Annotated in this window: 15 protein-coding genes; 11 read left to right on the forward strand and 4 right to left on the reverse strand. The window is 60.5% G+C overall.

The features are described 5' to 3' along the window. Positions 1-127: 127 nt before the first annotated feature. Positions 128-739, reverse strand: coding sequence for a superoxide dismutase (locus ACFSR7_RS15305; RefSeq protein ID WP_378162926.1), 612 nt, complete (start codon positions 737-739; stop codon positions 128-130). A gap of 476 nt (positions 740-1215) precedes the next feature. Between ACFSR7_RS15305 and ACFSR7_RS15310 the strand changes: the two genes are divergently transcribed. The 7 genes from ACFSR7_RS15310 to folE all read left to right on the forward strand — a co-directional run bounded on the left by ACFSR7_RS15310 (position 1216) and on the right by folE (position 6501). Beyond that, positions 1216-1638, forward strand: a complete 423-nt coding sequence (locus tag ACFSR7_RS15310; protein WP_378162928.1) for a GNAT family N-acetyltransferase — start codon at positions 1216-1218, stop codon at positions 1636-1638. A 148-nt stretch (positions 1639-1786) separates the two neighbouring features. Further along, the gene (locus tag ACFSR7_RS15315; RefSeq protein ID WP_378162930.1) at positions 1787-2383 is read left to right on the forward strand and encodes a DUF402 domain-containing protein; all 597 of its coding nucleotides are present in this window, start codon (positions 1787-1789) and stop codon (positions 2381-2383) included. Beyond that, positions 2380-2964 (forward strand): signal peptidase I, encoded by a 585-nt coding sequence (gene lepB, locus ACFSR7_RS15320; RefSeq protein ID WP_378162932.1) that lies wholly within the window; start codon positions 2380-2382, stop codon positions 2962-2964. Before ACFSR7_RS15315 ends, lepB begins: the two co-directional genes overlap by 4 nt. Positions 2965-3051: 87 nt before the next feature. Continuing rightward, positions 3052-4191, forward strand: coding sequence for a tRNA epoxyqueuosine(34) reductase QueG (gene queG / locus ACFSR7_RS15325; RefSeq protein WP_378163066.1), 1140 nt, complete (start codon positions 3052-3054; stop codon positions 4189-4191). 209 nt (positions 4192-4400) lie between these two features. Further along, positions 4401-5420: an HD-GYP domain-containing protein gene (locus ACFSR7_RS15330; protein WP_378162934.1), complete on the forward strand. Its 1020-nt coding sequence runs from the start codon at positions 4401-4403 to the stop codon at positions 5418-5420. A gap of 190 nt (positions 5421-5610) precedes the next feature. After that, positions 5611-5847, forward strand: a complete 237-nt coding sequence (locus tag ACFSR7_RS15335) for a YneF family protein (RefSeq protein WP_282911016.1) — start codon at positions 5611-5613, stop codon at positions 5845-5847. A gap of 60 nt (positions 5848-5907) precedes the next feature. Next, positions 5908-6501, forward strand: a complete 594-nt coding sequence (gene folE, locus ACFSR7_RS15340) for a GTP cyclohydrolase I FolE (RefSeq protein ID WP_090109012.1) — start codon at positions 5908-5910, stop codon at positions 6499-6501. Positions 6502-6565: 64 nt separating this feature from the next. On the opposite strand, the gene ACFSR7_RS15345 is transcribed toward folE, so the two are convergent. Further along, positions 6566-7318 (reverse strand): GNAT family N-acetyltransferase, encoded by a 753-nt coding sequence (locus ACFSR7_RS15345; protein ID WP_378162935.1) that lies wholly within the window; start codon positions 7316-7318, stop codon positions 6566-6568. 205 nt (positions 7319-7523) lie between these two features. Here ACFSR7_RS15345 and ACFSR7_RS15350 point away from each other — a divergent pair, with 205 nt between their 5' ends. The 4 genes from ACFSR7_RS15350 (at position 7524) to ACFSR7_RS15365 (ending at position 23991) form a co-directional block, all read left to right on the forward strand. Then, complete coding sequence (locus ACFSR7_RS15350; protein ID WP_378162937.1) at positions 7524-8600, forward strand: Gfo/Idh/MocA family protein; 1077 nt, start codon at positions 7524-7526, stop codon at positions 8598-8600. A gap of 198 nt (positions 8601-8798) precedes the next feature. Then, on the forward strand, positions 8799-10403 hold the full coding sequence (locus ACFSR7_RS15355) for a sensor domain-containing diguanylate cyclase (RefSeq protein ID WP_378162938.1): 1605 nt from the start codon (positions 8799-8801) through the stop codon (positions 10401-10403). A gap of 593 nt (positions 10404-10996) precedes the next feature. Then, positions 10997-16195, forward strand: coding sequence for a hypothetical protein (locus tag ACFSR7_RS15360; protein ID WP_378162940.1), 5199 nt, complete (start codon positions 10997-10999; stop codon positions 16193-16195). A 107-nt stretch (positions 16196-16302) separates the two neighbouring features. After that, entirely contained in the window at positions 16303-23991 is a 7689-nt protein-coding gene (locus tag ACFSR7_RS15365) for an S-layer homology domain-containing protein (protein WP_378162942.1), read from the forward strand. Positions 23992-24117: 126 nt separating this feature from the next. On the opposite strand, the gene ACFSR7_RS15370 is transcribed toward ACFSR7_RS15365, so the two are convergent. Both ACFSR7_RS15370 and ACFSR7_RS15375 read right to left on the reverse strand, forming a co-directional pair. Next, positions 24118-25257 (reverse strand): superoxide dismutase, encoded by a 1140-nt coding sequence (locus tag ACFSR7_RS15370; RefSeq protein WP_378162945.1) that lies wholly within the window; start codon positions 25255-25257, stop codon positions 24118-24120. Positions 25258-25337: 80 nt separating this feature from the next. Further along, positions 25338-26378: an alpha/beta hydrolase gene (locus ACFSR7_RS15375; RefSeq protein WP_378162947.1), complete on the reverse strand. Its 1041-nt coding sequence runs from the start codon at positions 26376-26378 to the stop codon at positions 25338-25340. Positions 26379-26470: the final 92 nt, after the last annotated feature.

The raw sequence follows: 26470 nt of genomic DNA on the forward strand, positions 1-26470 counted from the left end.
TGGCTGCGTTGGACGCAGGCTCACCATCCGGGACGGATCGAACCGCAGACCGCGTCTAAAAAGTCCGATCGTATGCAAAAAAAGCCAGCGCCGCTTTTGCGGCACTGGCTTTTTTTCGTAGGGAATATTACTTGGCAGCCTCGTAACGCTTGCCGACTTCTTCCCAGTTAACGACGTTCCAGAATGCGCCGATGTAGTCCGGACGCTTGTTCTGGTACTTCAGGTAGTAAGCGTGCTCCCAGACGTCGAGGCCCAGGATCGGCGTTTCGCCTTCGAAGATCGGGCTGTCTTGGTTCGGGAGGCTGTATACCTTCAGCTTGCCGTCTTTGCCGACAACGAGGAACGCCCAGCCGGAGCCGAAGCGGGTCGTAGCCGCAGCGGCGAACGTTTCCTTGAACTTGTCGAAACCGCCGAGCTCGCTGTCGATTGCGGCAGCCAGCGCGCCGGTAGGAGCGCCGCCAGCGTTAGGGGCGATCGTCTCCCAGAACAGGGAGTGGTTAGCGTGGCCGCCGCCGTTGTTGCGTACGGCAGTGCGGATGGCCTCAGGCACGGCGTTCAGGTCGGAGATCAGATCGTTCAGGCTCTTGTCTGCCAGTTCGGGAGCGGACTCGAGGGCTTTGTTCAGGTTCGTGACGTAAGTATTGTGATGGCGGTCGTGGTGGATCTCCATCGTGAGCGCGTCGATATGCGGCTCAAGTGCGTCGTTGGAGTAAGGAAGAGCGGGCAATACGTGTGCCATAATGGAACAGCCTCCTTAGATTATGAATCTGAAATGGAAATCTACTTCTGTATTATCCCTGATTTCAAATACTAAATCAACATGGGTGTTTAGAAAGTCTGCCCGCCATCTGCCGCGTCGCGCCCCCTCAGCATGGGCACTTTTTCCTGGTTTATACCAGTAAAATTTGTCCATATGGATCCCCATCATACATTAATGTAAATTTATTCTTTTTAACCCAGTAAAAATTGGCGTTATCGATCTGATCCCGATTTAGGCTCAAATTCGGCGAAATTCGGCAATATTTTAGATAAATTCATATGTAAACGCTTTATTTAAAGCGTTTACACTCCCTTGCGCGCCAATTCTCCAAAATTATTTATGCGATATCCCTAAAATAGCATGAAATTATCACGAATTTGTCGTAATATAAAAAGACGTTAAAGCGATGTTCACAGTTTAGCCTCTACTTTAACTGAATCCGGGGAGACAGGCATATGCAGATTCGGACTTTTCAATTGTCGGATTATCGTTCCGTATCCGAGCTTCTGAAGGTAGCTCTGTCGGAGGAATGCTGTGAAGAGACCATGTCGGCTTTATCCCGCCAATTGTCCTGGGACAGCGAGCTCGTGCTCGTGGCACTGAAGGATGAAGAGCTGGCAGGCATCATGATCGGCACGATCGACCACAGCAAGGGTTATGTATATCGCATCGCCGTACATCCGGATCGCCGCCGCCAAGGCGTAGGCCGCACGCTAGTCACCGCCATGAATGCGCGATTCCGCCAGCGGAACGTGCAAAAGGTATTTGTCGCGGTGGACAAGCACAACGAAATGCTGCTTCCGTTCTACCAATCCTTGAGCGAAGAGATGCTCGATCTTGTGACGCCTCAGCGTCCGCTGTCCATCGTAGCAGGCTGAACGCCCATCGCAATGTCCCTCGCAAGACGGCCTTACAATCAGGAGAGCATATCTTACGTGTCGACAGGCGCCGAAAACCGGTTGCTTTTGGCCATAAGATATGCTTTTCTTATATTATCTTATTTGGTTCTACGGCAGGGGGCTTGGCATGGAGCGCATCGGCGGCCTAATATCTACATCTATATACGAGAGCTGTACGATCAAGAGCTTTAAGCACAACGGCTCGCTCCACCGCATGTGGCTCGAGAACTGGAAGGTTCCGGAGGACAGGCTCCATCCCGCGCACCGGGATGCGGGCATCATGGTATACGTGAACGATCATACGCCGATTCGCGAAGCCGACGGCAAGGAATGGATCAGCCGGGTGCCGGCCGTTACTTTTTTTCTGCCGGGCGAATGGTTTAACGTAGTGGCGCTGCTGGAGGACCGGGGCGTGCGTTATTATTGCAACGTAGCATCTCCGCCTTATCGGTACCACAACGTGCTGACCTATATTGATTATGACTTGGATGTCGTGCTTCTGCCAGGCGGATCCGTACTGGATCTGGACCGGGACGAGTACGACAAGCACAAGGAAGAATATCGCTACAGCGTGTCCGTCCGCGGACAGGTGGAGGACGGGCTGCGCGCGCTGCATGAGCGCGTGGCGACGTTCGGACAGCCGTTCGGCGACGAGGAAGCGAGACGTTATTATCGCGAGTGGAGAGACAGCCCGCAGGCGAAGGAGAATGAGTCGTATCCATGAAGCAGACATCAAGCATCCCGCAGCCCGGCAGATCCCGCTCGGTCAAGCCCGAATCCGCCTGGCGGCGCGAGCTGTGGGAGTGGCTTCGCGCCCTGGGCATCGCCTTTACGATCGTCATTCTGCTGTGGGCTTTTGTATTCAGGCTGTCCACGGTCAAAGGGGAGTCGATGGAGCCGACGCTTTACGAGCACGAGTGGCTGTTCGTCAACAAGGTCGCATACGAGCTTGGCCAGCCCAAGGCCGGCGATGTCGTCATTCTGAAGGATCCGAGCGACGGTCCGGACAAAAAGAAGTTTCTCGTTAAACGCATTATCGGCATGCCGGGCGATACGGTCGAGGGCAGAGGCGGACAGCTGTACGTGAACGGGGAGCTGCGCGTCGAGCCGTATACCGATAGTCCTATCGAAGACGGGGACTTTGGACCGATTATAATCGAAGACGGGAAATACTTTATTATGGGAGACAATCGCCGCCTCGGCGCGAGCAAGGACAGCCGTACCTTCGGCGAAGTACCGAAGTCGCTGCTGCTTGGGCGGACGGAATTCATCATGTGGCCGATCGTGCGCTGGAAGAGCCTTTAGCGCAAGGAGGGAGTCCTGACGTTGGATAACAAGGGCGTGGCGGCACCTGACCGCAGCCCCGCATATTGGTCGTCATTGAAAAGGGATATGCTCGCGGCGGCCAAGTCGCTCGGCATCGACCGGATCGGCGTGACGTCGGCCGAGCCTTTCCCGGAGCTGCGGGAGAGGCTTGTCGCGCATCGGGCGCTTGGTTACGAGTCGGGCTTCGAGGAGCCCGATCTGGACAAGCGGACGCAGCCGTCCCTGTTGTTCGAGGGGCCACGTTCGATCATCGCGATCGCGGTCGCCTATCCGTCCAAGCTGAAGAATCCGCCCGTGTCCGAGCCGGGCGCCCGTCGCGGCATCCTGTCCCGTTCGGCATGGGGCGAGGATTACCATCGCGTGCTCGCCAGGCGGCTCGAACGGCTGGCGGATTGGCTGGCGGAGCGGGCACCCGAGCTCGAATGGCTGTCCATGGTCGACACCGGCGCGCTCTCCGACCGGGCGGTCGCTGAGCGTGCCGGCATTGGATGGAGCGGCAAAAACTGCATGATCATGAACGACGAGCTCGGATCGTGGATATACCTCGGCGAGATGATTACGAACCTGCCGCTGCCGTCGGATGCGCCGCTCCTGGATCAGTGCGGGGACTGCACGATTTGCATCGACGCCTGTCCGACGGGGGCGCTGGTCGGCCCGGGTCAGTTGAACGCGCAAAAATGCATTTCTTTTTTGACCCAGAGCAAGGGACTGCTCGACGAAGAAGCGATGGTCAAGATGGGCAATCGGCTGTACGGCTGCGATACCTGTCAGATCGTATGTCCGATTAATCGGGGCATCGACTTCCGGCATCAGGCGGAGACGCTGCCCGATCCGGAGGTGGCGAAGCCGCTGCTCCGTCCGCTGCTGCAGATGGGCAACCGCGAATTCAAGGAGACTTACGGCATGAGCAGCGCCTCATGGCGCGGACGCAAGCCGATCCAGCGCAACGCGCTGATCGGCCTCGGCAACTTCCGCGACGAGGCGTCCGCCGGGGACGTCGCCCGCGTGCTGCGCGAGGACCCGCGCTTCGAGCTGCGCGCGACGGCGGCCTGGGCGCTCGGCCGCATCCGCGGCGAGATCGCGCAGGCGGCCTTGGCCGAGGCGGCTGAAGCAGACGCGGACGAGCGCGTTCGCGCGGCGGCCGGCCGCGCGCTGAGCGCGCTCGCGGAGCCGGCGCCCAAGCGGGGCGGACGCGCCCGCGAATAAACGCGCCCGCGAAAAAAGACCGCAGACGACGGCAGCTTAGCCAGCCGGTTGCGGTCTTTGTCATTCGCGGCATGTTCTCTTTTTTTATGAGATCAAACGCTTGCAGACGAATCTTTATTTGCTATAACCGACAGCAGACGGATAATATATTCATATAGGAAGAAAATCCAGCCTTTTACGTCAGGCGCATCCACAGGAGAGCATGAGATATGAAGCTGGTTGACATCGACAATCTCGAACCGGGGCAACTGCTCGGCAAAACGCTCTTTTCGGAAAACGGTACGGTGCTTCTGTCGGCGGGCGTGCAGCTGACCGTATTCATGATCAGCACGCTCCGCAGGCTCGGTGTGCCGATGGTCTATATCTCGGAGCCGGGGGCTCAGGAGATCCAGCTGGACGAGGTGTTGTCCGAGCAGACCAAGCAGGCGGTCATCGCGCAGATGTCGGACACTTTTAACGCGCTTCGCTCCGGCAAGGAATTCAGCGCGAGGGCGATCAGCATGTCCGTCGATCAACTGATGGAGGACGTGCTGCGCAACCAGAACGTGCTCGTCCAGCTCTCGGACATCCGCACTGCGGACAACGCCCAGTACATGCACAGCATGAACGTGTGCATGATGGCGACGATGGTCGGGGTCAACATGGGACTGAACATGCTGCAGCTCAAGGAGCTGGCGATCGGCGCGCTGCTGCACGACATCGGCAAGCTTGGGGCGCACGGCATAGAGGAAGGCCGTTCGCACCACGCGTGGCGGGGCTTCGAGCTGCTCAAGCTGAAGCGGGAATACAGTCTGCTGACCGCCCATGTCGCTTTTCAGCACCACGAGGCGCCGGACGGCAGCGGCCAGCCCAGGGGCATAACCAGCGAAGAGATCCATATTTACGCCAAGATCACCGCGGTCGCCAACATGTACGACAATCTCGTGCACGGCACGGCCGAGCTTCCCCGCTTGCAGCCGCATGAGGCCATCGAGCGTCTTCATGCGCTCTCCGACACGACGCTCGATCGCGAGGCGCTCATCGAGTTTTTGAAGATCGTGTCCGTCTACCCGAACGGCGTCTCGGTAAGGCTGTCCAACCGGCTAATCGGCATCGTCGTGGCCCAGCACAGAGGGCTGCCCGGCAGGCCGATCGTTCGCGTCATCGCCCGGGAAGGCGAGTCCTCCGCCGCGCGCGAGCTCGATCTGGCGAGGCTGCCGACGCTGTTCATCGAAGGAGTCATCAATTAATTGTGCGCTTGAGCCCGATCGAATCCGGATTCGAGCCGGACTCAATCCGGCCCAAGCCGTAAGGGCCAGGTCCCGCCTGCGATCGCCGGTTGATTCCCCCGCGGGGCTCATGCTATTATAGGCTGGCTGTCCCGCTATTTCGCGCGGATCGCATACACGCATTCATGCGTAAAATTTGGAGGTATGGCAGATGAGTTTTTGGGATATTCTGATTCCGGTTCTGACGTTGATCGTCGGACTTGTGCTGGGCTTCCTCGGCGGCGTATTCTATCTGCGCAGCCAGATGACGAAGATGCAGAACAATCCGGACATGCTGGCCAAGATGGCCAAGCAGATGGGTTACAATATGAACAAGCAGCAGCTTCAGAAGGCGCAGCAAATGATGAAAAACCAAAATCAGAATCAAAATTTCAAACCCCGCAGATAATCGATAGGCGGCGCGCGGGCATGCCTGCAGCGGCCGCCAAGGATGAAAGAAGGGTATAAGATGGCCGGTCTAAAGGACTATCTGAATACGAACGTCACGCGTAACCGCGAGCAGGTAGAGCATCACGTCCGCGAGATTCTCAAGCTGATCGGCGAAGACGTCGAGCGTGAAGGCTTGCTGGACACGCCCGCTCGCGTCACGCGCATGTACGAGGAGATTTTCGGGGGCTACGCGATCGATCCGCGCGATGCGCTGGGCGTCACGTTCGACGAACAGCACGAGGAACTCGTCATCGTCAAGGATATCGTATACTACAGCCAGTGCGAGCACCATATGGCGCCGTTTTTCGGCAAAGCGCACATCGGCTACATCCCGAGCGGCAAGATTGCGGGCCTCAGCAAGCTGGCACGCCTCGTAGAAGCCGTGACACGCAGGCTCCAGGTTCAGGAGCGGATCACCTCGCAGATCGCCGACATCCTCGACGACGTGCTGAAGCCCAACGGCGTCATGGTCGTCGTCGAAGGGGAGCATCTGTGCATGTGCGCGCGCGGCGTGAAAAAGTACGGGAGCAAGACCGTCACTTCGGCTGTACGCGGGCAATTCCGGGGCAGCTCCGCGCTCCGCTCCGAGTTTCTCTCTCTGCTGAAGGAATAGACAAATGAAGCCGCGTTATCGGCCGCATACAGCGGTCGGTAACGCGGCTTTTGCATAAAGACGATCACGGCCACCGCACGCGGTACCAATAATCGTAGAGCCTCTTATAGCCTAGCTTGGCATACAGGCTTTGCGCGGGCGCGTTGCCTTCCACGACTTGAAGATAGCTCGCGTGCGCGCCGTGCGATTGTCCCCAGCGGAGGATTTGCCTGACGAGCCGCTCGCCGAGGCCGCGGTTGCGATAGGCGGGGGACGTCGCGATATCAAAAAGCCCCAGATACCCGTCGTCGACGACCCCGATGCCGATTGCGACGGGTTCGTCTCCCGAGCGGAGGAGGAAAAAAGCGCTGCGGAGCGGACTGTCCGCGAGCATGGCGAAAGCCGCCTCCTGCTGTTCCGGCTTGAGCGACAGTATCGCAGAGGCCGCGGTCATCCATTCCTCCGTCAGTCCGCCGTCGACGCTTAGCCCTTCAATGGAAGCTTCGCCATGCGTCTCGTCTAGCGATCGGGTCAGGACTTGGGAGCGATCTGCCACAGCGTATCCATATTCCTCCAATCGGTCGTCGAGCCCGCAAGGCCCGCACAGCGGCGTAATTTTAAAAATTGTCGGCAGACCTGCGCGGTGATACGCATCCTCGCAATAGCCGACCATGGCGCGGAGGTCCGCGTCAGGCTCGGTCCGCAGCGGCTGCACGGAATTGGAGCGCTTCGTATACCCCTTGGACTGCCTGAGCAGCCAGCCGTCATGCGACATCTGCTGCAGGGCGGGCCAGGCGTTAAGCGCTTTGGTCTCTACGACGAGGATGTCATCGCGCACGGTGCACGCTCCCTTCCCGTAAATAAAACTCGATAAGAATAAATATACATAAATATTTATAAATATGCAATCCGTTTCTCATGCTGGCGAACGAAGCCTAACACGGATAAAAACAGGGCTAAATCGCTCATCGCAGGGCCGGTTGAATTGAGCTATGATAGCGGTATCACAAGCACTGAAAACAGCAGTCCAATTGGAGGCTATCATGGGAAATTCGAATAAAGTTCGCATCGGCTTGATCGGTGCAGGCAATATTGGCAACGTTCACCTTCAAGAGTTTGGCAAGCTCGCGGAAATCTGCGAGATCGTCGCCATTACCGATACGTATCTGCCGCTGGCGGAAGCCAGGGCGCAGCAGTACGGCATCGAGTCGGTTGCCCCGACGCCGCAGGCGCTTATCGAGCGTCTCGACATCGATGCGGTCATCGTGGCGGTGCCGAACCAGAGCCACGCGTCGCTGACGATCAGCGCGCTCGAGCACGGCAAGCACGTGCTGGTCGAGAAGCCGATGGGACTCGACTCGGCGGCGGCCAAGGACATCGTGCGGGCGCAGCATAAGAGCGGCAAGACCGTCATGGTCGCTCACCAGATGCGCTGGGAATGGCTCCCGCAGCTCGTGAAGGCACAGATCGATCGCGGCGAGCTGGGACACATCTACACGGCGAAGACCGGTTGGTATCGTCGCAAAGGCATCCCGGGATGGGGCACATGGTTTACGCAGCATGGGCAGTCCGGCGGCGGACCGCTGATCGATATCGGCGTGCACATGCTCGACTTGGCCTTTTTCCTGATGGGAGAGCCCAAGCCGGTGTCCGTATACGGCTCGACGTATGCGGAGTTCGGTCCCCGCAAGAGAGGAATCGGCAGCTGGGGCAAGCCGGATTGGAACGGCATTTACGACGTCGAGGATCTGGCGACCGCGATCATCAAGATGGAGGACGGCTCGTCCCTTACGCTGGAAGTCAGCTGGGCGGTCCACATGGACACCGACAGCACGCCGTTCGTCCACCTGATGGGCTCCGAGGGCGGCGCCTTCCTTAAGGGAAACGAAGGCAAATTCCTCACGGAACGCTTCGACCAGCCCGTCGACATTCCGCTCATCGCCCCGATCGAGGACGAGGGAGCCCGCGTCAAGCTGAGCCGTCATTTCATCGACTGCGTCCGCACCGGACAGACGCCGATTACGTCGGCCGAGACCGGACTGCGCAGCAACTTGATCATCGACGCAATCTACGAATCGTCGCGCACCGGCGGCGAAGTCAAGCTAGACTGGTCGCTGTAACGCCGATCTTCCATTCGACGCACGCATAACCGTTGCGCCATACAACCATGGTCTGAAGCTGCCTGCTTCGGTCCATGGTTGTTTTTTACTTTAACTATATTGATCTATCAATGTGTGGTAGAATACGGTTCGTTGGATTGTTGTCGAAAGCTGTTAAAAAGAGACGCGTTCCGCTATTTTAAAGACTGGAGAACGTCCATGCATAGATTAAGGTTTTGGCGGGGCAAGGGGATCCATCTCTCCGTCATCTTCACCGCCGTCGTCGTACTGTCCGTTACGTTGACGGCTGCGCTGAACACGATCGTGGGCTTCGAGGCCCAAAAGGATTCGCTGTCGCGCAATACGCTTGAGCTGAACCAGATTACGGCCAACGAACTGAGCGTCGCCGTCGATACGATTTTCGGCTCGATGAAGCAGTCTCTAAACTCGGCGGGCGCCCACTTTTCAAGTGCGGAAAATAGGGACAAGCAGGCGGGCACCTGGCTGAATTTCGTCAGGGGCAGCATGTCGTTTTTCAACTCGCTGGCGCTTGTGAACGAGAACGGCAAGATCACTGCCGCCTCGCCGGACAACGGGGATCTGGTCGGACAGGTGTTGAAGTCGGCTGCCTCCAAGCAGGCGTTGAAGGAGCGCAAGCCGCTTGTGTCCGAGCCTTACGTGGCCGTCACCAATCGGCTGATCGTGCTCGTCAGCTACCCCATCTTCGACGGGGACGGGACCTATCGCGGATTCATCTGCGGTACGATCTACCTGCACGGCAGCAACGTATTGGACAAGATTCTCGGCAAGCAAGGCTCGAATCTCAACGGCTCCTATTACTACGTCGTTGATAAAATGGGCAATATCATCTATCACCCGGACAAGGTCCGGATCGGGGACAACGTGGCGTCGAATCCCGCGGTCGCCGAGATCATGGCGGGCAAAGGCGGTCATATGAAGCTCGTGAACACCAAGGGTGTCCCGATGCTCGCCGGTTACGCCATCGTGCCGTCCGTGCAATGGGGCATCGTCTCCCAGACGCCTGCCGCAACGGTGACGGACAGCGTCAGGGGCATCGTGGCCCGCATGGCCTTGGTGTCCATGCCGTTTATTCTGCTGCTCGCGCTGCTCGTCATCGGCGTATCGCACCGGCTCGCTTTTCCGCTTCGCCGGCTGGCGGTTTATGCCTCCCTGCTTAATAAGGGGGAGACGGACAAGGTTCCCGCTCTACGGCTGCGGCATCATCTGATCTACGAAGCCAACGAATTGAACCGAGCGGTGATCGATGCCTTCCGCGTGATGGGCGACCGCACGGAGGCGCTCTCTCTCGAGGCTCAGACGGATGCGCTTACAGGCTTGCACAACCGACGGTTTTTCGACTCGCTGCTTGCCTCATGGGATCGTCAGCAGATGCCTTATGCGGTCATTCTCATGGATCTGGATCGCTTCAAGTCCGTCAACGATACGTACGGTCATCTCAAGGGCGACGAGGTGCTGCGCTTCCTGGCTGCGCGACTGATCGCCGGTAAACGGGACGGCGACTATGCGTGCCGGTACGGCGGCGAGGAGTTCGTGCTGCTGCTGCCTTACGGGGACAAAGAGCTGGCCTATCAGCTCGCGGAGCGCATCCGTATCGGCCTTATGGTAGAGGACGCGCCGATCGGCAGGCCGGTCACGCTGTCGTTGGGCATCGCCGCCTATCCGGAAGACGGCGCGAGTACGGCCGAGGTCGTACACTGCGCGGACCTGGCGCTGTATCAGGCCAAGGAGGAAGGGCGGAACCGCTCGGTCATGTATGCGGCGTTGATCCATACTAATCCATAACCTTGCATTTGCAAAATCGGGTTCACCAAACGTCAGAAACTCGCGTCCGCGCGGGTTTCTGACGTTTTTTGTTGCTTCGGAGGTTTGGCAGGACGAAAAGCCTGCAATTGTACAGGTATTTTCTGCCGACCCGCGACAAGTGGTGAAATGCCTGCAAATATGCAGGTAATTGCAATGCGCAAGCCGGAAATCCGGCTGCTGAAGGAAAATAACTGCATTTTGGCATCCTTTTTGTACAAAAGAGTCGATATCGGTAGAAAAAGATGTATATGTGCAGGTATTGTGGCGAAAGAACGACGCGGGTGGCGATATGCGGGGTGGAGATACGCGGATGTCGATATGCGGGCGACGCTAGCTGGTGGCGATAACGCGGGCCCATCGGACCGGCTGTCGGATGAGCCGTCGATAGGCGGTGCCGCCAATTCATTTAAAAAAGGTAATTTATACCTTATTTTTTAGCGTTTTTTAAGTGTCATAAATTAAACTGGTGTACAGTATGAACTTTCCATATTTAGTATGGCGTATGCGTCGGGTGGTATGAAGACGAAGGAACGGAACTGGAAGAAGAAAAGGATTGCAGGGGGTAACGGGTAATGACGCAACGAAAATCGATATTCAGCAAAATAATGGCGGCCGCGCTTGCCGTCGCTTTGTCCTGGCCGCTGGGCTATGGGGGTTCGCTGCCGTCTGCGGCTGCTGCGACGCCGGATTATATGGATATTTATATCCCGAGCGGCGGCAAGATCGTCAATCGCGAGGATATGACGAGCTGGAGCAACAGCTTTGTCCTGGACGAGGCTAATAGCTTCGGCATGTTCAAAGCCAAGGCGGCAGGTGCGACGGTGACGCAAAATACAGTTAAGTCCTTTACAAACAGCTCGATCGACTTTGCAAGCTGGGAGCAAAACGTCTTCGAGGCCGAAATAAAGGTCGCCGATAATCCCTCACTCAATCGGCTCGCGCAGGGCGGCACGGCAAAGCTCATGTTGCGGACAGGGAAGCTTGACGGATGGCACTTGTCGTACGGCGTCTCTATCAACAAGAGCTCCAAGGCGAGTGGTACCATCGACGACGGAGGAAAAATAAATACCGGCTGGATTTCATTCGGGGCTACGGATACGATCACGCTATATTTCTTCCACGGAATCAGCGCGGGCGTCATCCAGGATGTCCAGCTCTACTTCGCCGACATCGACGCTCCTGCCTACAACGGCAACACTTTCACGACCGACGGCGCCGTCCGCTTCAATGACGATCCCGCCGTGCAGAAAAACGAGCTGTTCCTGAAGCAGGATGCCTCCATGAACTTGGCGCTGAACTTCAGCGAGCCCGTTTTCCCTTCGATGGCCGAGGCGGCTTCCGATCGCGTCGACGGCAAGTATAGCCTGATGCGCACCGAGCTGTACAGCAATCCGGGCGGAGACGGCTTTACGCCCTCCGTTTATTATTTGGCGAGCGCCGACGCCAGCGCCGACGGCAAGGTCAATTTCAACGCCTTCAACTCGCTGAATTTAAACGAACATTCTCGAACCACCTTCAACATGAAATACATCGCCGCGGCCAACGACAGCACGGGCAACGTACCGCTGGATCCTGCGCGTCTGACCAAGGCGACCGACGACGAGCGTCCGACGCTGCTGCAGCGGATCAACGATGCGGCCTTCGTCGACGGCGCCGGCAACCCGGTGCAGACGCTCGGCAGCATCGGCACGAGTCCGCTGGCGGACAACGCGGCGCCGGGCGGCACGTACCGGACGATCGTCGACGCCCGCCCGCCGCAATACTCCGCCGTCCGCAACGGCGTTCAGCCGAACATCCTCACCGGTCTCGTCTTGAACAGAGGACGAAGCATCAGCTTTAACGTCAACTTGAACGAGAAGGTCGTCGCGGCCAACGCGCCGCTCGAGTCGACGGAACTGTCGTTCGCCAACGGCATGACCGCCCCCTATTCAGGCGGCTCGAACAGCGACGTCTGGACGTTCACGGCCGTCGTGCCGGACGGCAAGGCGGTCGAGACGAACGCCTTGAACACGAAGGCGCTCGAGCATCCGTCCAATCCCGGCGACGGCAAGGCGCTGTGGGACTATGCGCATAACTACTTGATCGAGTCGGTCAAGTCGATCGCATGGGCCGACTTGTCCATCGACAATACGGCGCCGGTCGTCAATTACGTATACAAAAACGAAAAAGGCGCAGAAGTGCCGGAAGGACAGTACGTCAAAGGCGGCTCGTTCGCGATCAACGCCTACGATCCCGACTTGAACGGGCAGCCCAGCAAGGGGCTGTTCCGGCCCGGCAGCGGCTCTGGGCTCGTGTATTATTGGCTGAGCCAAAGCCCGGACGACCCGTTCGCGAACAAGAACGATAACTTCGCCGCCGTCAAGCGCTACTCGCTGACGCAAAAGCAGCCGTCCGAGGATTTGTACCTGAGCGGCTTCGAAAACGTGGAGCTGAGCGTCGGGCAAAACGGCACGACCGTATCGCTGCCGCCGGAAGCGCAAGGTCAGAGCGGTACTTGGTATTTGCATACGTGGACCGCGGACATGACCTGGGATTCGGCCCGGCAGCTGACGCAGTACGACAAGGGCGCCGCGGAGCGGGCGGCATATCTGACGGAGCACCCGGACGCCACGCCGGCGGAGTCCGAGACGAACTTCCGTCAAAATATCATGCCGAAGCTCGCGCAGTATGACGATCTGGCGCAATGGCCGCTGTCCGATTTCAGCCGGGACGACTCGAACTGGTCGTACCACCGCGCGGCGATCACGCTCGACAACGATCTGCCCGAGATCGAAGCCGGCAGCGTAGCGGACAACATGACGGACAACGTCCGTCTGACGTTCAAAGCGTGGGACCCGACCTCGACGATCAAGGACGGGAAGGTGCAATATCAGTTCGTGAAGGCGGACGCCTCCCCGACGGCTAACGGCTGGCAGGAAGCGACCCTGAGCGGTCAAGGCTCGGCGACCGTGGCGACACTCGGCGATCCCGCGATCGACAAGGGCGGCAAGTACGCCCTGTATGTCCGCGCCACCGATATTGCCGGCAACGTCAAGGAGTCCCGGCTGCAGGAAGCGGACGTGCTCGTCATTTTTAACGCGTACGAGACCTACCCGGGAACCTACGCAATCAACGAGGGGCCGCACTTCACGATCGCCGGCGTTCCGGTCGATACGGTGGAGTATCAATACACGGATGCCTCTTCGCGCCCGGACGGCGGGTGGCAGACCATCTCGGCTGCGCCTGAGGACGCGACGTTGAAGGGCGAGACCGGCTACAAATATCAGATTCCGGCCGATAAAACCAAAAACGGTACCATATACGCGCATATTCGGGTCAAGCAAAAGAATATGAACCGCTACTATTACTACTATCAGGAATACAAGTTCGACCATCTGCCGCCGACCGTAACGTTCGGCTCGCAAGGCTATCTGTATCCGATGCCGGAGCAGAGCGTGATGATCGCCGCCCAGGATACGCTCGTCGACTTCGCGGGCGTCGCGAGCAAGAACATTTTGTACCAGTGGATCAAGGTTAAAGAAGGCGAGACCGAGCAAGCGCCGACCGAGGCTTCGGAAGGCTGGCGCCAGTCGCCGGAGGACGGCGACATCAAGCTGACCGTTGACGACAAGGCCGACAACGGCAACTACCGGCTTTACGTGTATGCGAAGGACAGTCTCGGCAACGGCAAGATCTACAAGACGGGCGGCGTGTTCGCGACCTTCCTGCTCAGCGACGAGCCGCCGGTCGGCAGCGCGGATCTGATCTATGTCGCAGGAGACAGGACCGAAGGCTACTCGGCCATTCTCCAGCTTGGCATCGACGTGCCTTCGCAGGTCGGCTACTTTTATTCCGTCTCCTCGAACGGCGGAGACAACTGGAGCACCTGGCGCCCTTACACGAACTACGTCGGGGTACCGGTCGACACGAACAATACGACCGATCTCAAGAACAACATCAAGGTAAAGTTCAAGGGCTATTACGGCACCAATATCAGCGAGCTCTATTCGCCGAGCGTCCGTCTGCAGGATGCGCCTGCCTACGCCCTCGCATCGCTTGACAAGATCGAGCCCGTCCGGGGCGGCGACAAGCGCGCAGACGGCGGGCAGAACGACGGGCTCGACATCGTATTCGAAGAGACGGAGGGCAAGACGCTGGCGCCGACGGATGCCAATCCGGAGATGCCGGAGACGATCGAGGCGGGCAAGCGGTATCGCGTCTATCAGAACGGCAGCTACTCGTTCGCCGTAGACGACGGCGGCAAGTCGTCTACCGTGTTCATCGTCGTATCCAACTTCGACGACACGCCGCCGCAAGTAATTGTCAAATACTCAAAGATCGCCGTGACGAGCGGCAGCGTCGTCGCCAGCCTGCAGTCGAGCGAGCCGATCCGCATCACGAATCTCGACACTTCGACCAAGACATTTAAGGAGAACGGCTCCTTTACGTTCGAATACGAGGATGCGGTCGGGTTCACCGGTACGGCAGAGGCGGTCGTGAACAACATCGACAATACGCCGCCGGAGGCGGACGTCGTGCTCCATTACGCCGCCCCCGACTTGCTCGCCCTTGTCTCCTTCGATGGCCAGCAGGTCGTCGTCGACAGCACCGGCAGCGGCTATGACGAAGCCGGAGAGCGCAAGTTCTACGCGTTCCCGACGATGGAAAACGTGATCGCTTCCAATCTTGTCGTGGCCGAGGTCAGACCGAAGGCGGGACAGCAGCAGGATTATCAGGTGGTCGGCAACAGCGCGGGCACCAATAAGTCCTCGATCGTGGTCCGTCAGAACGGGGCAGCAACCTTCACGATTACGGATGCGGCGGGCAATTCGACGACGGTCGAATCGGCGAAGCTGACAAGCGTGGCAAGCGCCATTCCGAAAATCAAGCGCGTAACGACGAGCCGGATCGACGCGGATGGCAACGCGGTTCCGGGCGGAAAGACAGTCACCATCGCCGGAAAGGTTTATTCCAAAGGAAAGATCGGCGTCTCGCTGGAGCTGGCGTCGCCGCCCGTGCAGGGCAATACGGTATTCGCCGGCGGCGTGCCGGTATCCGATTTCCGCGGCAACTATTCGGACAACGGCAAGCAGTCGCTCGTATTGACCGACAAGCTCGGCAACCGCTACGTTCATACGCTTACGATCGAAGGCCTGGACAACACGGCGCCCGAGATCAAGCTGAACAAGTCGTCGGTCTCCCTTGCGCAAAACAAGCCGGACCTTGACGTCATCGCCGATCTCGGCGGCTACGAGGTGTCGGACAATCTGTCCGCGGCCGAGGACGTTGTCGTCCGCGTCGTCGAGCAGAAGCTCGAAAACGGCCAGTACGTCGACATCGCGCCGGACCTGTCGAAGCCGGGCAAGCACACCGTGAAGTACGTCGCGGTCGACCAGGTCGGCAACGAGGGCTATGCGACGCAGCTCGTCTACGTCACCGCGACGGACGGTATGTTCGTCACCGCGAACGGCGTCCCGCTCTCCGAGGCGGAGACGGAGACGGCAATCTTGGACACGGCGACCGTGACGTTTAAGGTGGAGAACTTCGGCATCGTCCGCACCGGCAACGGCGGCAAGCTCGAGAACGAAGCGGGTACGTTCGATCTGTTGTACGTGCCGGGTCTGGTGCGCGAAGGCCAACTGAAATATATCGCCGCGAAGCTGACCTACGAGCAGCTCTTAAACGGCAATTTCACCGTACAGCTGCCGAAAGCCGGCTGGTATACGATCATCGTCCGCAACCAGGAGCGGGAGCAAATCTACGCGACGCTGCTCGTCAGCAAGGTCAAGTAAGCGAACGCAAGCAAACGATTCACCCGGTAAGCAAACGATCAACCCATTCGAAAGCCGCGTCTCCCGGAGGGAACGGAGCATATAGCGGCTAAAGAGGAGACCTTGCAATGAAGAAACAGGCGTACAGAGCGATCGCGGCCGTGGTAGCCGTCGTGATGCTGCTCTCGAGCATCCCGCTGCACGCGATCGCCGCTGTCGTCGCCGCGCCGAAGACGACGTCCATCCAGAACGAATTCGTCAAGGCGACCGTCGACAACGCGACAGGCCGGTTCAGCGTCCGGACCGTGGACGGGCAGCCGATCCGCAAGAAGGACAACGGCACGGAGCTGACGTTCGGCGGAGACAATCCGGAAAGCTCCTTTACGACGTTTAAGATCGACGGCATCGACTTCATCTTCGGGAACCCGTACAAGCTGGCGCCCGAATGGTTTTCCGAAGTGAGCGCGCCCGAGAGCGTCCGCAACGCGGACGGCACCGAAAGCCTAATCACCGTATGGACGATCAAGGGCATCCGGATCAGCCAGGCCATCACCCTCATCCTGGGCGACGATCTGGAGAACGCCGGCAATGCGCGCATCGCTTACAAAGTCGACAACACGACCAAATCGACGGTCGAGGTCGGCACGCGCGTGCTGCTCGACACGTCCGTCGGCGGCAACGACGGCCCTGCCTTTCAGATCGGACAGAACTATCGGCAGCCGCTGACCGTCGAGCGCAAGCTCGTGCACGAGCCCGAGAAGCTCGGCTACGATATCGAAAAGGACGAGCAGGCGTACAACCTGCACAAGCTGCCCGCCTACTGGGTCATGCGCGACAAGCTCGATCTGTCCAATCCGCTCGCGACGAACGTGATCGCGTACGGCTTCAACAACCTGTTCGAGGGCGGCATCCATATCGTCGACGAGATGATCGTCGGTCACTGGAGCGGGTTGGCCGCCACCAAGTGGGCTTACGAGCCGAATGAAAATCTGGACTTCACGACCGATACGAACGCGTACGGAACCGCGGACACCGCGGTCGCCTACTATTGGCAGCCGGGAGCGATCAAAGCGGGAGAGAGCCAGACGTTCGAGGTCGTATACGGCCTGGGCGAGATCGTCGCGCCGGACAAGGTGTTCGACATCCGCTACCTGGATCCGGTACAGAAGCTGGAGACGAACGCGGACGAGACCGGTTACGTCGGCGCCGGCATCTTCGAGATCAACGCGGAGATCGAGAATCTCGCCATGTTCGATATGGAGCATAGCAAGATCAAGGTCACGATCAGTCTCGAGAACGGGCTGTCGTTCGTGGACGAAAACGGCAAGGAGCTGGGCGCGAGGTCTCAAACGATGGAGTTCCGCAAGGAAATCCCGCCTGAGGAGGCCGCCCAGGGCATCGAAGTCATCCCTTACAAGCCGGGAGAGACGATCGCCGCGAAATGGCGCGTCAAGGCCAGCGGCAAGCCTTGGCCGACGACGCGTCAGTACCTGGTCACCGTCAGCAGCCCGGAGACCGAAGCCAAGCTCGAGGACAAAGCGGCCGAGGCCGGACAGGAGCAGGAGGCGGAGATCCGCGCGATCTACGAGTCGTCGAAGTCGAACTTCGTCTTCTTGCCGCCGGTGGGCGAGCTTCGCCCGACGATTTTATACGGCATGACGCCGAAGGAAACATTTTATAAGGACGACAAACTGATCTCGCTGAATGTGTCGAACATCGCAGCCTATGATCCGGGCAACCAAGAAACGGGCGCGGCGGCGAACTTCGATCTTTATTTGGTCAACGTTAAAAACGGCGACCGCTACAAAGTCCCCGTGTCCCAGTCGGTCAAGACGCAGCCGCTCGGCAACGGGTTCGCCGGCGATATGCGCATCGCGTTCCGCGGCGGAGACAAGGTGGACGCCGACGGACTGCCGATCGGGACGGTCAATGCGCAGGAGCTGCCGCTCGGCGAGTATGCCGTGTCCGTAGACTTCAAGGACAAGTCGGTCCCGGACGTCGCGGAGGCGCTGAGCTTCACGACAACGCAGACGTTCCAGGTCGGCCAGAACGAAGAGACGCGCGTCCGCAAGGCCGGCGTGCTGGCCGTCTACAAGATGCTGCTCGATCTGACGGGCAGCCCGGACAAGGCGCATTTCGCCGAGGCGCTGCCCGCCGACTACGGCGGACTCGGCGACGGCGAGTTCACATCCAAGCTGGCGTCGGACAAAGCGGTGCTAAGCGCGGCCAGCAAGGCGATCGCGGCGGCTGCCAAGCGCATCAATCCGAAGCTCAGCCTCGACAAAGCGGTCGACATGGCCGCCGTGCCGGTATACGGCGTTAAGGCCTTCGCGACGGAGGCCGAATTCGCGGCGTTCGCGGCTTCGCTTCAGGCGGAGGACGAAGGACAGGAGATCGTGCTCGAGGTCAGGGGCAACATCGTCCTGTCCGGCGAAGGCGAGAACGCCCAGTACACGGTCAACACGGACACGGAGCCTGCGATCATCAACAAGAGCGTCGCCTACAAGGGCAAGGATCTGACGTTCCCCGCCGGCGACTTCGCGCTCGCTTCGCGCATCGGCGTCAGCACGGACACGCCGTTCCTGCATGCGCTGTACGCGTCCGGCGACGGCACGCTCAGTGTCGCGAACAGCGGGTTCGTATTCCACAAGGGCGAATGGACGATCGATTTTTACAACGGCTTCGATAAAACGCTGGGCACCGGCTTAAAGGATGAGTCGCCCGAGCAGGAGGAGTGGGAGCAGGCCCGCAACCCGCAGGACGATTCGGTGAACGGCAACCTGAGCTGGGCCAACGGCCTGATCGGAGATGCGATCAACCCGTACCAGAACCTGCTCGTTTCCGACGTTTATTTCAACAAGCATACCCTGTTCGCAACGCCGAGCTTCTCCGTATCCGGCTTCGGCCTGCAGCTGTCCGACTTCATCCTGCGGCAAGACGGCGTGTCGTTCGGCGGCGCCGTGAAGCTGTATATCGTAGACGGGGAAGTCAAGAACGTCATGTTCAATCAGTCGGGCTTCGTCGGCATCGACGCTTCGCTCAAGTTCAAGCTGGACAAGTCGATCGGCTTGTTCAAGCCGGACGGCGACGACTCGATCGGCGGGGGCATCAACATTACGCATTTCAAAGATCCGAACAAGTACGGCGTCGAAAACACCTACGGCATCGAATTCGAGGCCAAGCTGGAAAACATCATGTCGATTAACGCGGAGCTGGCGTTCAAGCAGGTGGCGGACGGCCGCATCTTGCCCGACGTCATCGCCTTCGGCAGCGATCTGCCCGATCCGGGCGTCGCCGTCGGCGTCGCGACCTATATTACGGCCATCCGCGGCGCGATCCGGGAGCTCGCGAACACGATCGCGGGCGGCCAGCGCAACGTGCCGCTGACGCTCGAGGCCGGCATCGACATGAAGATGGGCGTGAAGCCCGCCGTCTTCAGCGGCGCGGTCGATCTCACGCTGAAGACGACCGGCTTCAAGGTCGCCGGCTCGCTCGGGCTCGGCGAAGGCGACGACGTTCTTAAGATGCTGACCGAGGCGCTCGTCCAGACCCAATGGGTGACCCCGATGTTCCTCACGGCGCGCGCGACGGTCGACATCGGCGGATGGGATATCATCGTCGGCAAAGCGAGCCTGTTCATCGGACAAAACCTGGAGAAGCACCGTACGGACTTCGAGGGCATGATCAGCTCGAAGATTCAAGTGCCGAGCAGCGTCCCGGTCGTCGGCGGCATCGGCTTCGGCGTGCGCGCCGGCGCCAACAACGACAAAGTATGGGCCGGCATCACCCTGCTGTTCGTGACGCTCGGCATTACGTATTACTGGGGCGGCGGCATCGAATTCGGTACGAACGGCTCCGTCGAAGATAAAGACGCGCTCATGTACCTGCTCGTCCAGGATCCGGAGCTCGGGCCGCGGGTGATGGCGATCGGCAACGGCGCGAGCGTCGTCGCGACATCCTGGCAAAACGAAGAGCCCGACCGTCAGGAGGTCAAGTACACGGCGGTCGGCGAAGGCGTCGACATCATCGACGACGGCTCGCAGAACATCGGCGTCGGCGGCATCACGACGTCGAACGGCTCCAAGATCCATAGCATCCCGATGGACAAGGTGACGGGCGACGCGCTGCTCGAGATCGAATACTTCGAGACGAAGCGTCCGAAGCTGACGTTCAAGCGGGCGGACGGCAGCAGCTACGATATCGTCGTCGGTGACGTCGCGAATCCGGGCGCGACGCCGAATGCGACGGCCTTCGAGCAAATCGTCAAAGCCGTCAAGGAAGGCGACGTCAAGCCGGACGGCACAAAGGCGACGAAGCAGGAGGCGCTGCAATCCACGGACGTGCGCAGACTGTACGTCGCGGTTCCGGCCGACGAGGCCAAGACCGGCCGTTGGACGTTGACGTCGGATCAGCAAATTCGCACGAAGCTGCTGAATCTGCCGGTTCAGCCGTCGCTGACGGATACGTCGATCAAGACGCAGTCGGACAAGGACGTATTCAAAGCGAGCTGGACGGTGAAAAACGCGTCGCCGGGCGATACCGTCAGCCTGTATCTGTCCAAGGACAAGCTGTCCGAGCAGCCGGACCCGACGGTGTCGGTCGATCCGGGACTGCTGATCGCCAGGGACATTGCCGTAAAGGCCGGGGACATCGGTCCGGACGGCACCGCCTCTGGCGAGGTGACGATCGACGTGCGCAGCGTGGCTTCGCTGGACGGCGCCGACATCCGGGGCTTGCTGCGCCAAGGCGATTACTATTTGCGCGCGGAGCTGAAGACGGAGACGGCCTTTTCCGCCCGCACGTCGGCGGATGCCTTCAAGCTGGTCGACGGTCTGGCGCCTTCGGCGGTCGGCGAGGTCGGCTTGAAGGCGGCGGGCAACGGCCAATTCGAGGTCGAGTTCCCGCAGGCGGTCAAGAAGAGCGGACAGGAGGATGCGCAGTACGGCTATCTCGTCACGGCGCTGGACGACAAGGGGCAGCTGTACGAGCCTTTCGGCGAAGTGATGTACACCGAGGACCAGCTGGAGAGCTCGCTGCAGAACGGACGGTACCGGCTTAGCGTCGGAGGCTGGACGCTCGTCGGCAAGCCGAAGCTGGACGACAAGGGCGCGCTCGTGCGCGATGCGAACGACAACATCGTCATGGAGAACGTGCAGGATCGCTATACCGGTCTGGAAACGGGCAAAACCTACAGCGTCGGCGTAACGACGGTGCGGGTGCCGAACGAGCAGGACGGCGCGAGCGACAATATGCGCTTCTCGGAGACGGTCTATTCCGGCAGCAAGCTGCTGCCGAAGCCGTCCAAGCCGACGCTGTCGATCGGCAGCAAGCCGGTCGCGAACGGACGGTACGACCTGACGGTCGCGGGCGGCAAGCATGAAATCCCGCTGAGCGCGGATCAGGCCGGCGTCGTCGTCGAGGCTGTCGACGTGGACGGCGGCGCGCTCGGCAGCGTCGAGCTGACGGGCACAGGCCGCAGCGGCAAGCTGTCGCTGGCCGGCTTCGACACGGACGGCACGTATGCCGTGGAGCTGCATGCGCGCAACAAAACGACCGGCGATTACGGCGTGACGATGCTCTATCTTACGGTCGACACGACGGCGCCGATGATTTATCTCGACACGCCGGATAGTGGCTATCGGATCGCCGGCGGCAAGCTCGCGCTAGAGGGAACGACGAATACGGACGCCGCGCTGACCGTGACGAACGCAGACACGGACGAGGTGTTGGCGGCGTTCAAGCCGAACGAGAAAGGCGAGTTCGCGAAGGATGTGAAGGTGACGTCTTCCTCCAAGACGGTTGCGCTGCGAATCGAAGCGAAGGATGCCGCGGGCAATGCGAACAGCGCCGTCGTCGAAGCGTTCAACGACGACCTGAAGCTGCCTAAAAAGCTGACGCTGAAGCTGCCGGCCGCGCTCGTCGCCGGCGGCAGTCCCGTTCAACTGGAAGCGGTCGTCGAGTATACGGACGGCAGCGAGGAGAAGGCGGACAGCTCGAAGCTGAGCTTCACCGTGGATATGGGAGACGCCAACGTCAACCTGTCCGAGGACGGCAAGCTGGCGGGCCGCAAGGCCGGCAGCGCGCTGATCACGGCCGCTTACGAGCCGTGGGAAGGCTTGTCGATCTCGGGCACCGATGTCGTCGCGGTCGCGGCGGCGGAAGGCGAATCCGCGCCGACCGATATGGCGACGATCCGCGCGGCGACGGCGGGCACCGGCAAAAAAGGCGAAACGCGGATCATCGTCACCGACAAGGGACACGGGGGCAATATGACCGGCAGCGAGCTGGCGTACAGAGTGTATGCGGACGCCAAGCAGGTTCAGCTCCCGGTGTTCGAGCAGGACATCTCGTCGTGGAGCGCGCTTCCGGCTGACGGCGTCATCGAAGCGAAGGACGGCGACCGCGTCGTCGTGGCGAAGCGGACGTCCGACGCGCCGAAGCTGGCGACGGCGGTATCTGCGCCGGCCAGAGCGTACGTGTACGAATCCGTCGCGAAGCCGAGCGGGCCGGACGGCAGCATCGTCGTCGGCGGCGTCGCGCTGGACGTCGGGGAAGGCGGCGCCAACGTGAAGCTGCCGATCCTGCTGGGCGGCGCATTGACGCAAGGCCTGATCGAGGCCGACATCAAGAAAACGGACGGCGGTCTGGATATCTTGGCGAAACCGGTCCGCGAAGCGCTGCTCGCGGCGATCGGCAACGGCGGCAAGACGCTCTCGCTGCCGATCAAGGGCAACGTCAAACAGCTGTCCTTCCGGCTCGACGCCGATCTGGTCCGGCTGCTTCAGGAAAAGGACGTCGCGCTGGACATTGAAACGGATACCGGCCGATATACCCTGCCGGCGGGGGCTGTCGATCTTGAGGCGCTCCGCAAGGCATACCCAGCCAGCGAGCTCAAGGATATCGCGATCACGTTATCGGTCGCGAAGCCGTCCGACGCCGAGCTGGCGCTCGCCGGCAAGGCCGGCGACAGCCCGGGCATCGCGCTGGTCGGCGCGCCTGCGAGCTTCTCGCTCGCGGCTGGCGCGGGTGGCGTTACGAAGCCGATCGAACGATTGGCGGCGTTCGCGCCTCGGGAGATTCCGCTGCCGGCGGGCATGACCGAAAAAGACTTCACGACGGCGGTCGTGCTGGAGGCGGACGGCAGCCTGCGCCAGGTGCCGACCAAGGTGTCGGTCAGAGAGGGACAGTACTTCGGCCAAATGTCCAGTATGACCAACAGCCTGTACGCTATCGTCCGCGGCGAACGCAAGTTCCCGGACACCGCGGGTCACTGGGCGGCCGAAGCGATCGGCGATCTGGCTTCCAGGCTGATCGTATCGGGCGGCGGGGACGGCACATTCAAGCCTGGCGGCCCGATGACGCGGGCGGAGTTCGCGTCGATTCTCGTCAAGGCGCTCGGACTTACAGCCTCGGCGGACGATCGGGCGGCATTCGCCGACGTCTCCCGTCAGGCGTGGTACTACGATGCCGTCCGCACGGCCGTCGGCTACGGACTGATCGGCGGCTACGGCGACGGCCGATTCGGCCCGGGCGACAAGATCACGCGCGAACAGGCGATGGTCATCCTCGCGAAGGCGATGAAGCTGGCCGGCGCGGACGCGGCGCCGGGCGCCGGCGAAGCGGCAGGGTTGCTCGGCCGCTTCAAGGATGCGTCCCAGGCATCGGCCTGGGCGAAGGAAGGCATCGCGGCTACCGTCTCTTCCGGCGTCATCGCCGGTCAGACGGCGGACAAGCTCGCGCCGAAAGCGAACATGACGCGCGCCGAGCTGGCCACGGCCGTTCGCAGAATGCTGCAAAAAGCGAACTTGATTCAGTAAATAGACGGCGGGCTTTTTCCGACTCGCGCACGTCCGTCCTCCAGCAAAGCAAAGGCAAGCCCCGCTGCACCGAGCGCAAGCTTCGGTACGGCGGGGCTTTTGCCTTTCTTTGCGTCCTGGGCGCCTTCAGTAAGGCGGCCACTTCAGCTTGCGCGCCTCCTCGAAGCGGGCGTTGGCGTACGGCCAGTTCACGACGTTCCACCAGTCTTTTACATAGTCGGCCCGCTTGTTCTGGTGCTTGAGATAGTAGGCGTGCTCCCATACGTCGAGCGGGAGGATCGGCACGTTATCCCATTGCGACAGGTTCTGGTGCTTTTCGGCGGTCAGCAGCTCCAGGCGGTGCGCTCTCGGGCTCCAGACGAGAATCGCCCAGCCGCCGCCCTCGACCTTGGCCGCGGCTTCGGAGAACTGCCGCTTGAAGGCGTCGACGCTGCCGAAGTCCTTCGCGATCTGATCCGCGAGCGGGCCTGTCGGATTGCCGCCCCCGCCCGGCGTCATCGTGTCCCAGAACAAGGTGTGTAAGTAATGGCCGGCCCCGTTAAACGCCAGCTCGCGTTCCCAATGCTTGACGAGCTCGAAGTCGTTTTTGCGCCTCGACTCAGCCAGCTTGAGCTCGGCCTTGTTCAGGTCGTCGACGTAGGCCTGGTGGTGCTTGTCGTGGTGAATGCGCATCGTCGTCTCGTCGATGTAAGGCTCCAGCGCATTGTAGGCGTAGGGCAGCGGCGGCAGCTTGTGGCCGCCGATCGGTACGGGCGCGGAGCCGGGGCTCGCTGCGGCGGATATGGGCGCGGCGGCATTCGCACCTGCGACGCTGCCTTGCGGCTTGCCTGCCGCTTTCTTGGCGGGCGCCCGAGCGGCATCCGCGGGCCCCGGCCCGCTGTAATCGCCGCTCTCGACAGGGTCGGACTCCTCGGCGGGGAGCCGAATGTCCTGACCGAACCGCCGCACGGCCTCGCTGCCGCTCCCCATGAGCAGCAGATGCTTGCCGAATTCGCGGCTTTGGAGCATCGACTCGGCGATCAGGCTTCTCAGCCTTGCCTCTCTAACCGGCGCTTCGGCGTAGACGCCCAGCGCGTCGTCCGCAGCCTGCTCTTGCGCGGCGAACTGCGCGGCCGAGATCGTCCTGCCGAATGCGGCTTCCCATTGCCGCAGCAGCTCGGCATAAGGCGGTTCCAGATTGGGCACGGCTTCGAGCAGCGATTCCGCATGCCTGTATTCTCGCCATTTGCTGTCGATCAGCTGGGCGAGCAGCTTGCCTGGCAACATTGGACCAGCCTCCCTTCGTCCCTAATGATGGCTTCGTTCCCATCGTATGCGGGGGGAGAGCTGTCCCATGCCGAATAGGGTCAGGCGGACTCGAGCATGCCCATGTTAGAAGTGCGGCTCGCCGCGAGGTCCGTATCGACGGTCTGCAAGAAGGCGGTGGTGCGGGCGACGTATTCCTCGGGATGCGTGCGGAACACCATCTCGTGTATCGCGTCCTTGACGAGCCAGAGGGAGGAGTCCGCGTTCGTCTGCGACTTGGCGATCCGTTCGGAAATTTCGTAAGGAGCTTTGTCGTCCCGCGTGCCGTGAATCAGCAGCAGGGGGAAGCTGTAAGCCGTGCTCTGTATCTCGTCGGACGGAATCTGATCGAGCCTGACGCCCGCCCAGAGGGGCGTGAAGAGGGAGAGCAGGTTCATCGTCAAACGGGAGGACAAAGCGCCATACTGCTTGAGGTTGTATGCGATCGTATCCGCGTTCGTCACGAAGGTGCTGTCGAGGATCATCCCGTCGATCAGGGACGTCTGCAGGGCCGCTTGAAGCGCGGTGCCGGCGCCCATGGAGAAGCCCCAGACGATCAGTTCGCTCGAGCCCTTTGCGCGCGCATATTCCAATGCGCCGATAAGCTGCTTCGACTCGCCGATGCCGAAGGTCGCGGCCGATCTGCCGGTCGGGTCCGCATAGCCGTAATCGAACATCAGCACGTTGTAATTCTGCTTGTGCAGCATGGCGGCGATATCGTACATCGGGACCCAATATTCCTCCCGGTTGGCGCCGAAGCCATGACTGAGGACGACCGTGCGGGCGCTGGCGGCCTGCGCGGGAATCCACCAGCCGTCGGTCTCGCGACCGCCGCCTGCGGCGGGGAAGGAGACATCGGCGTAGGGCAGACCTTTGGCGGACATCGGGTTCGTATTGAGCGCTGCGACGGGCGGGTGGGTGAAACGCCAGCTCATATAGCCGTAGAGTACGAAGACGATCAGTACGGCGGCGAAGGCGAGCGAAGCGGTAACGGCGCCGAAAATACGGGCGAGACGTCGGGCGGCGGTGAGGCGCGGAGAATCTTCTTCGAGGTGAAGCGATCCGGCGTGAAGAGGCATAGGTGTCAGGACAGTGGTGCTCATGGGATCGCCTCCTATCAATCTAGCACTGAAAGCGCATTATTATCTGATAATTTAAATTTAGTGCTTACGTCCTAAGGCGTCAACGGACATTG

Origin of the sequence: Cohnella sp. GCM10020058 (assembly GCF_042683485.1) — a bacterium.
Lineage (GTDB): Bacteria > Bacillota > Bacilli > Paenibacillales > Paenibacillaceae > Cohnella.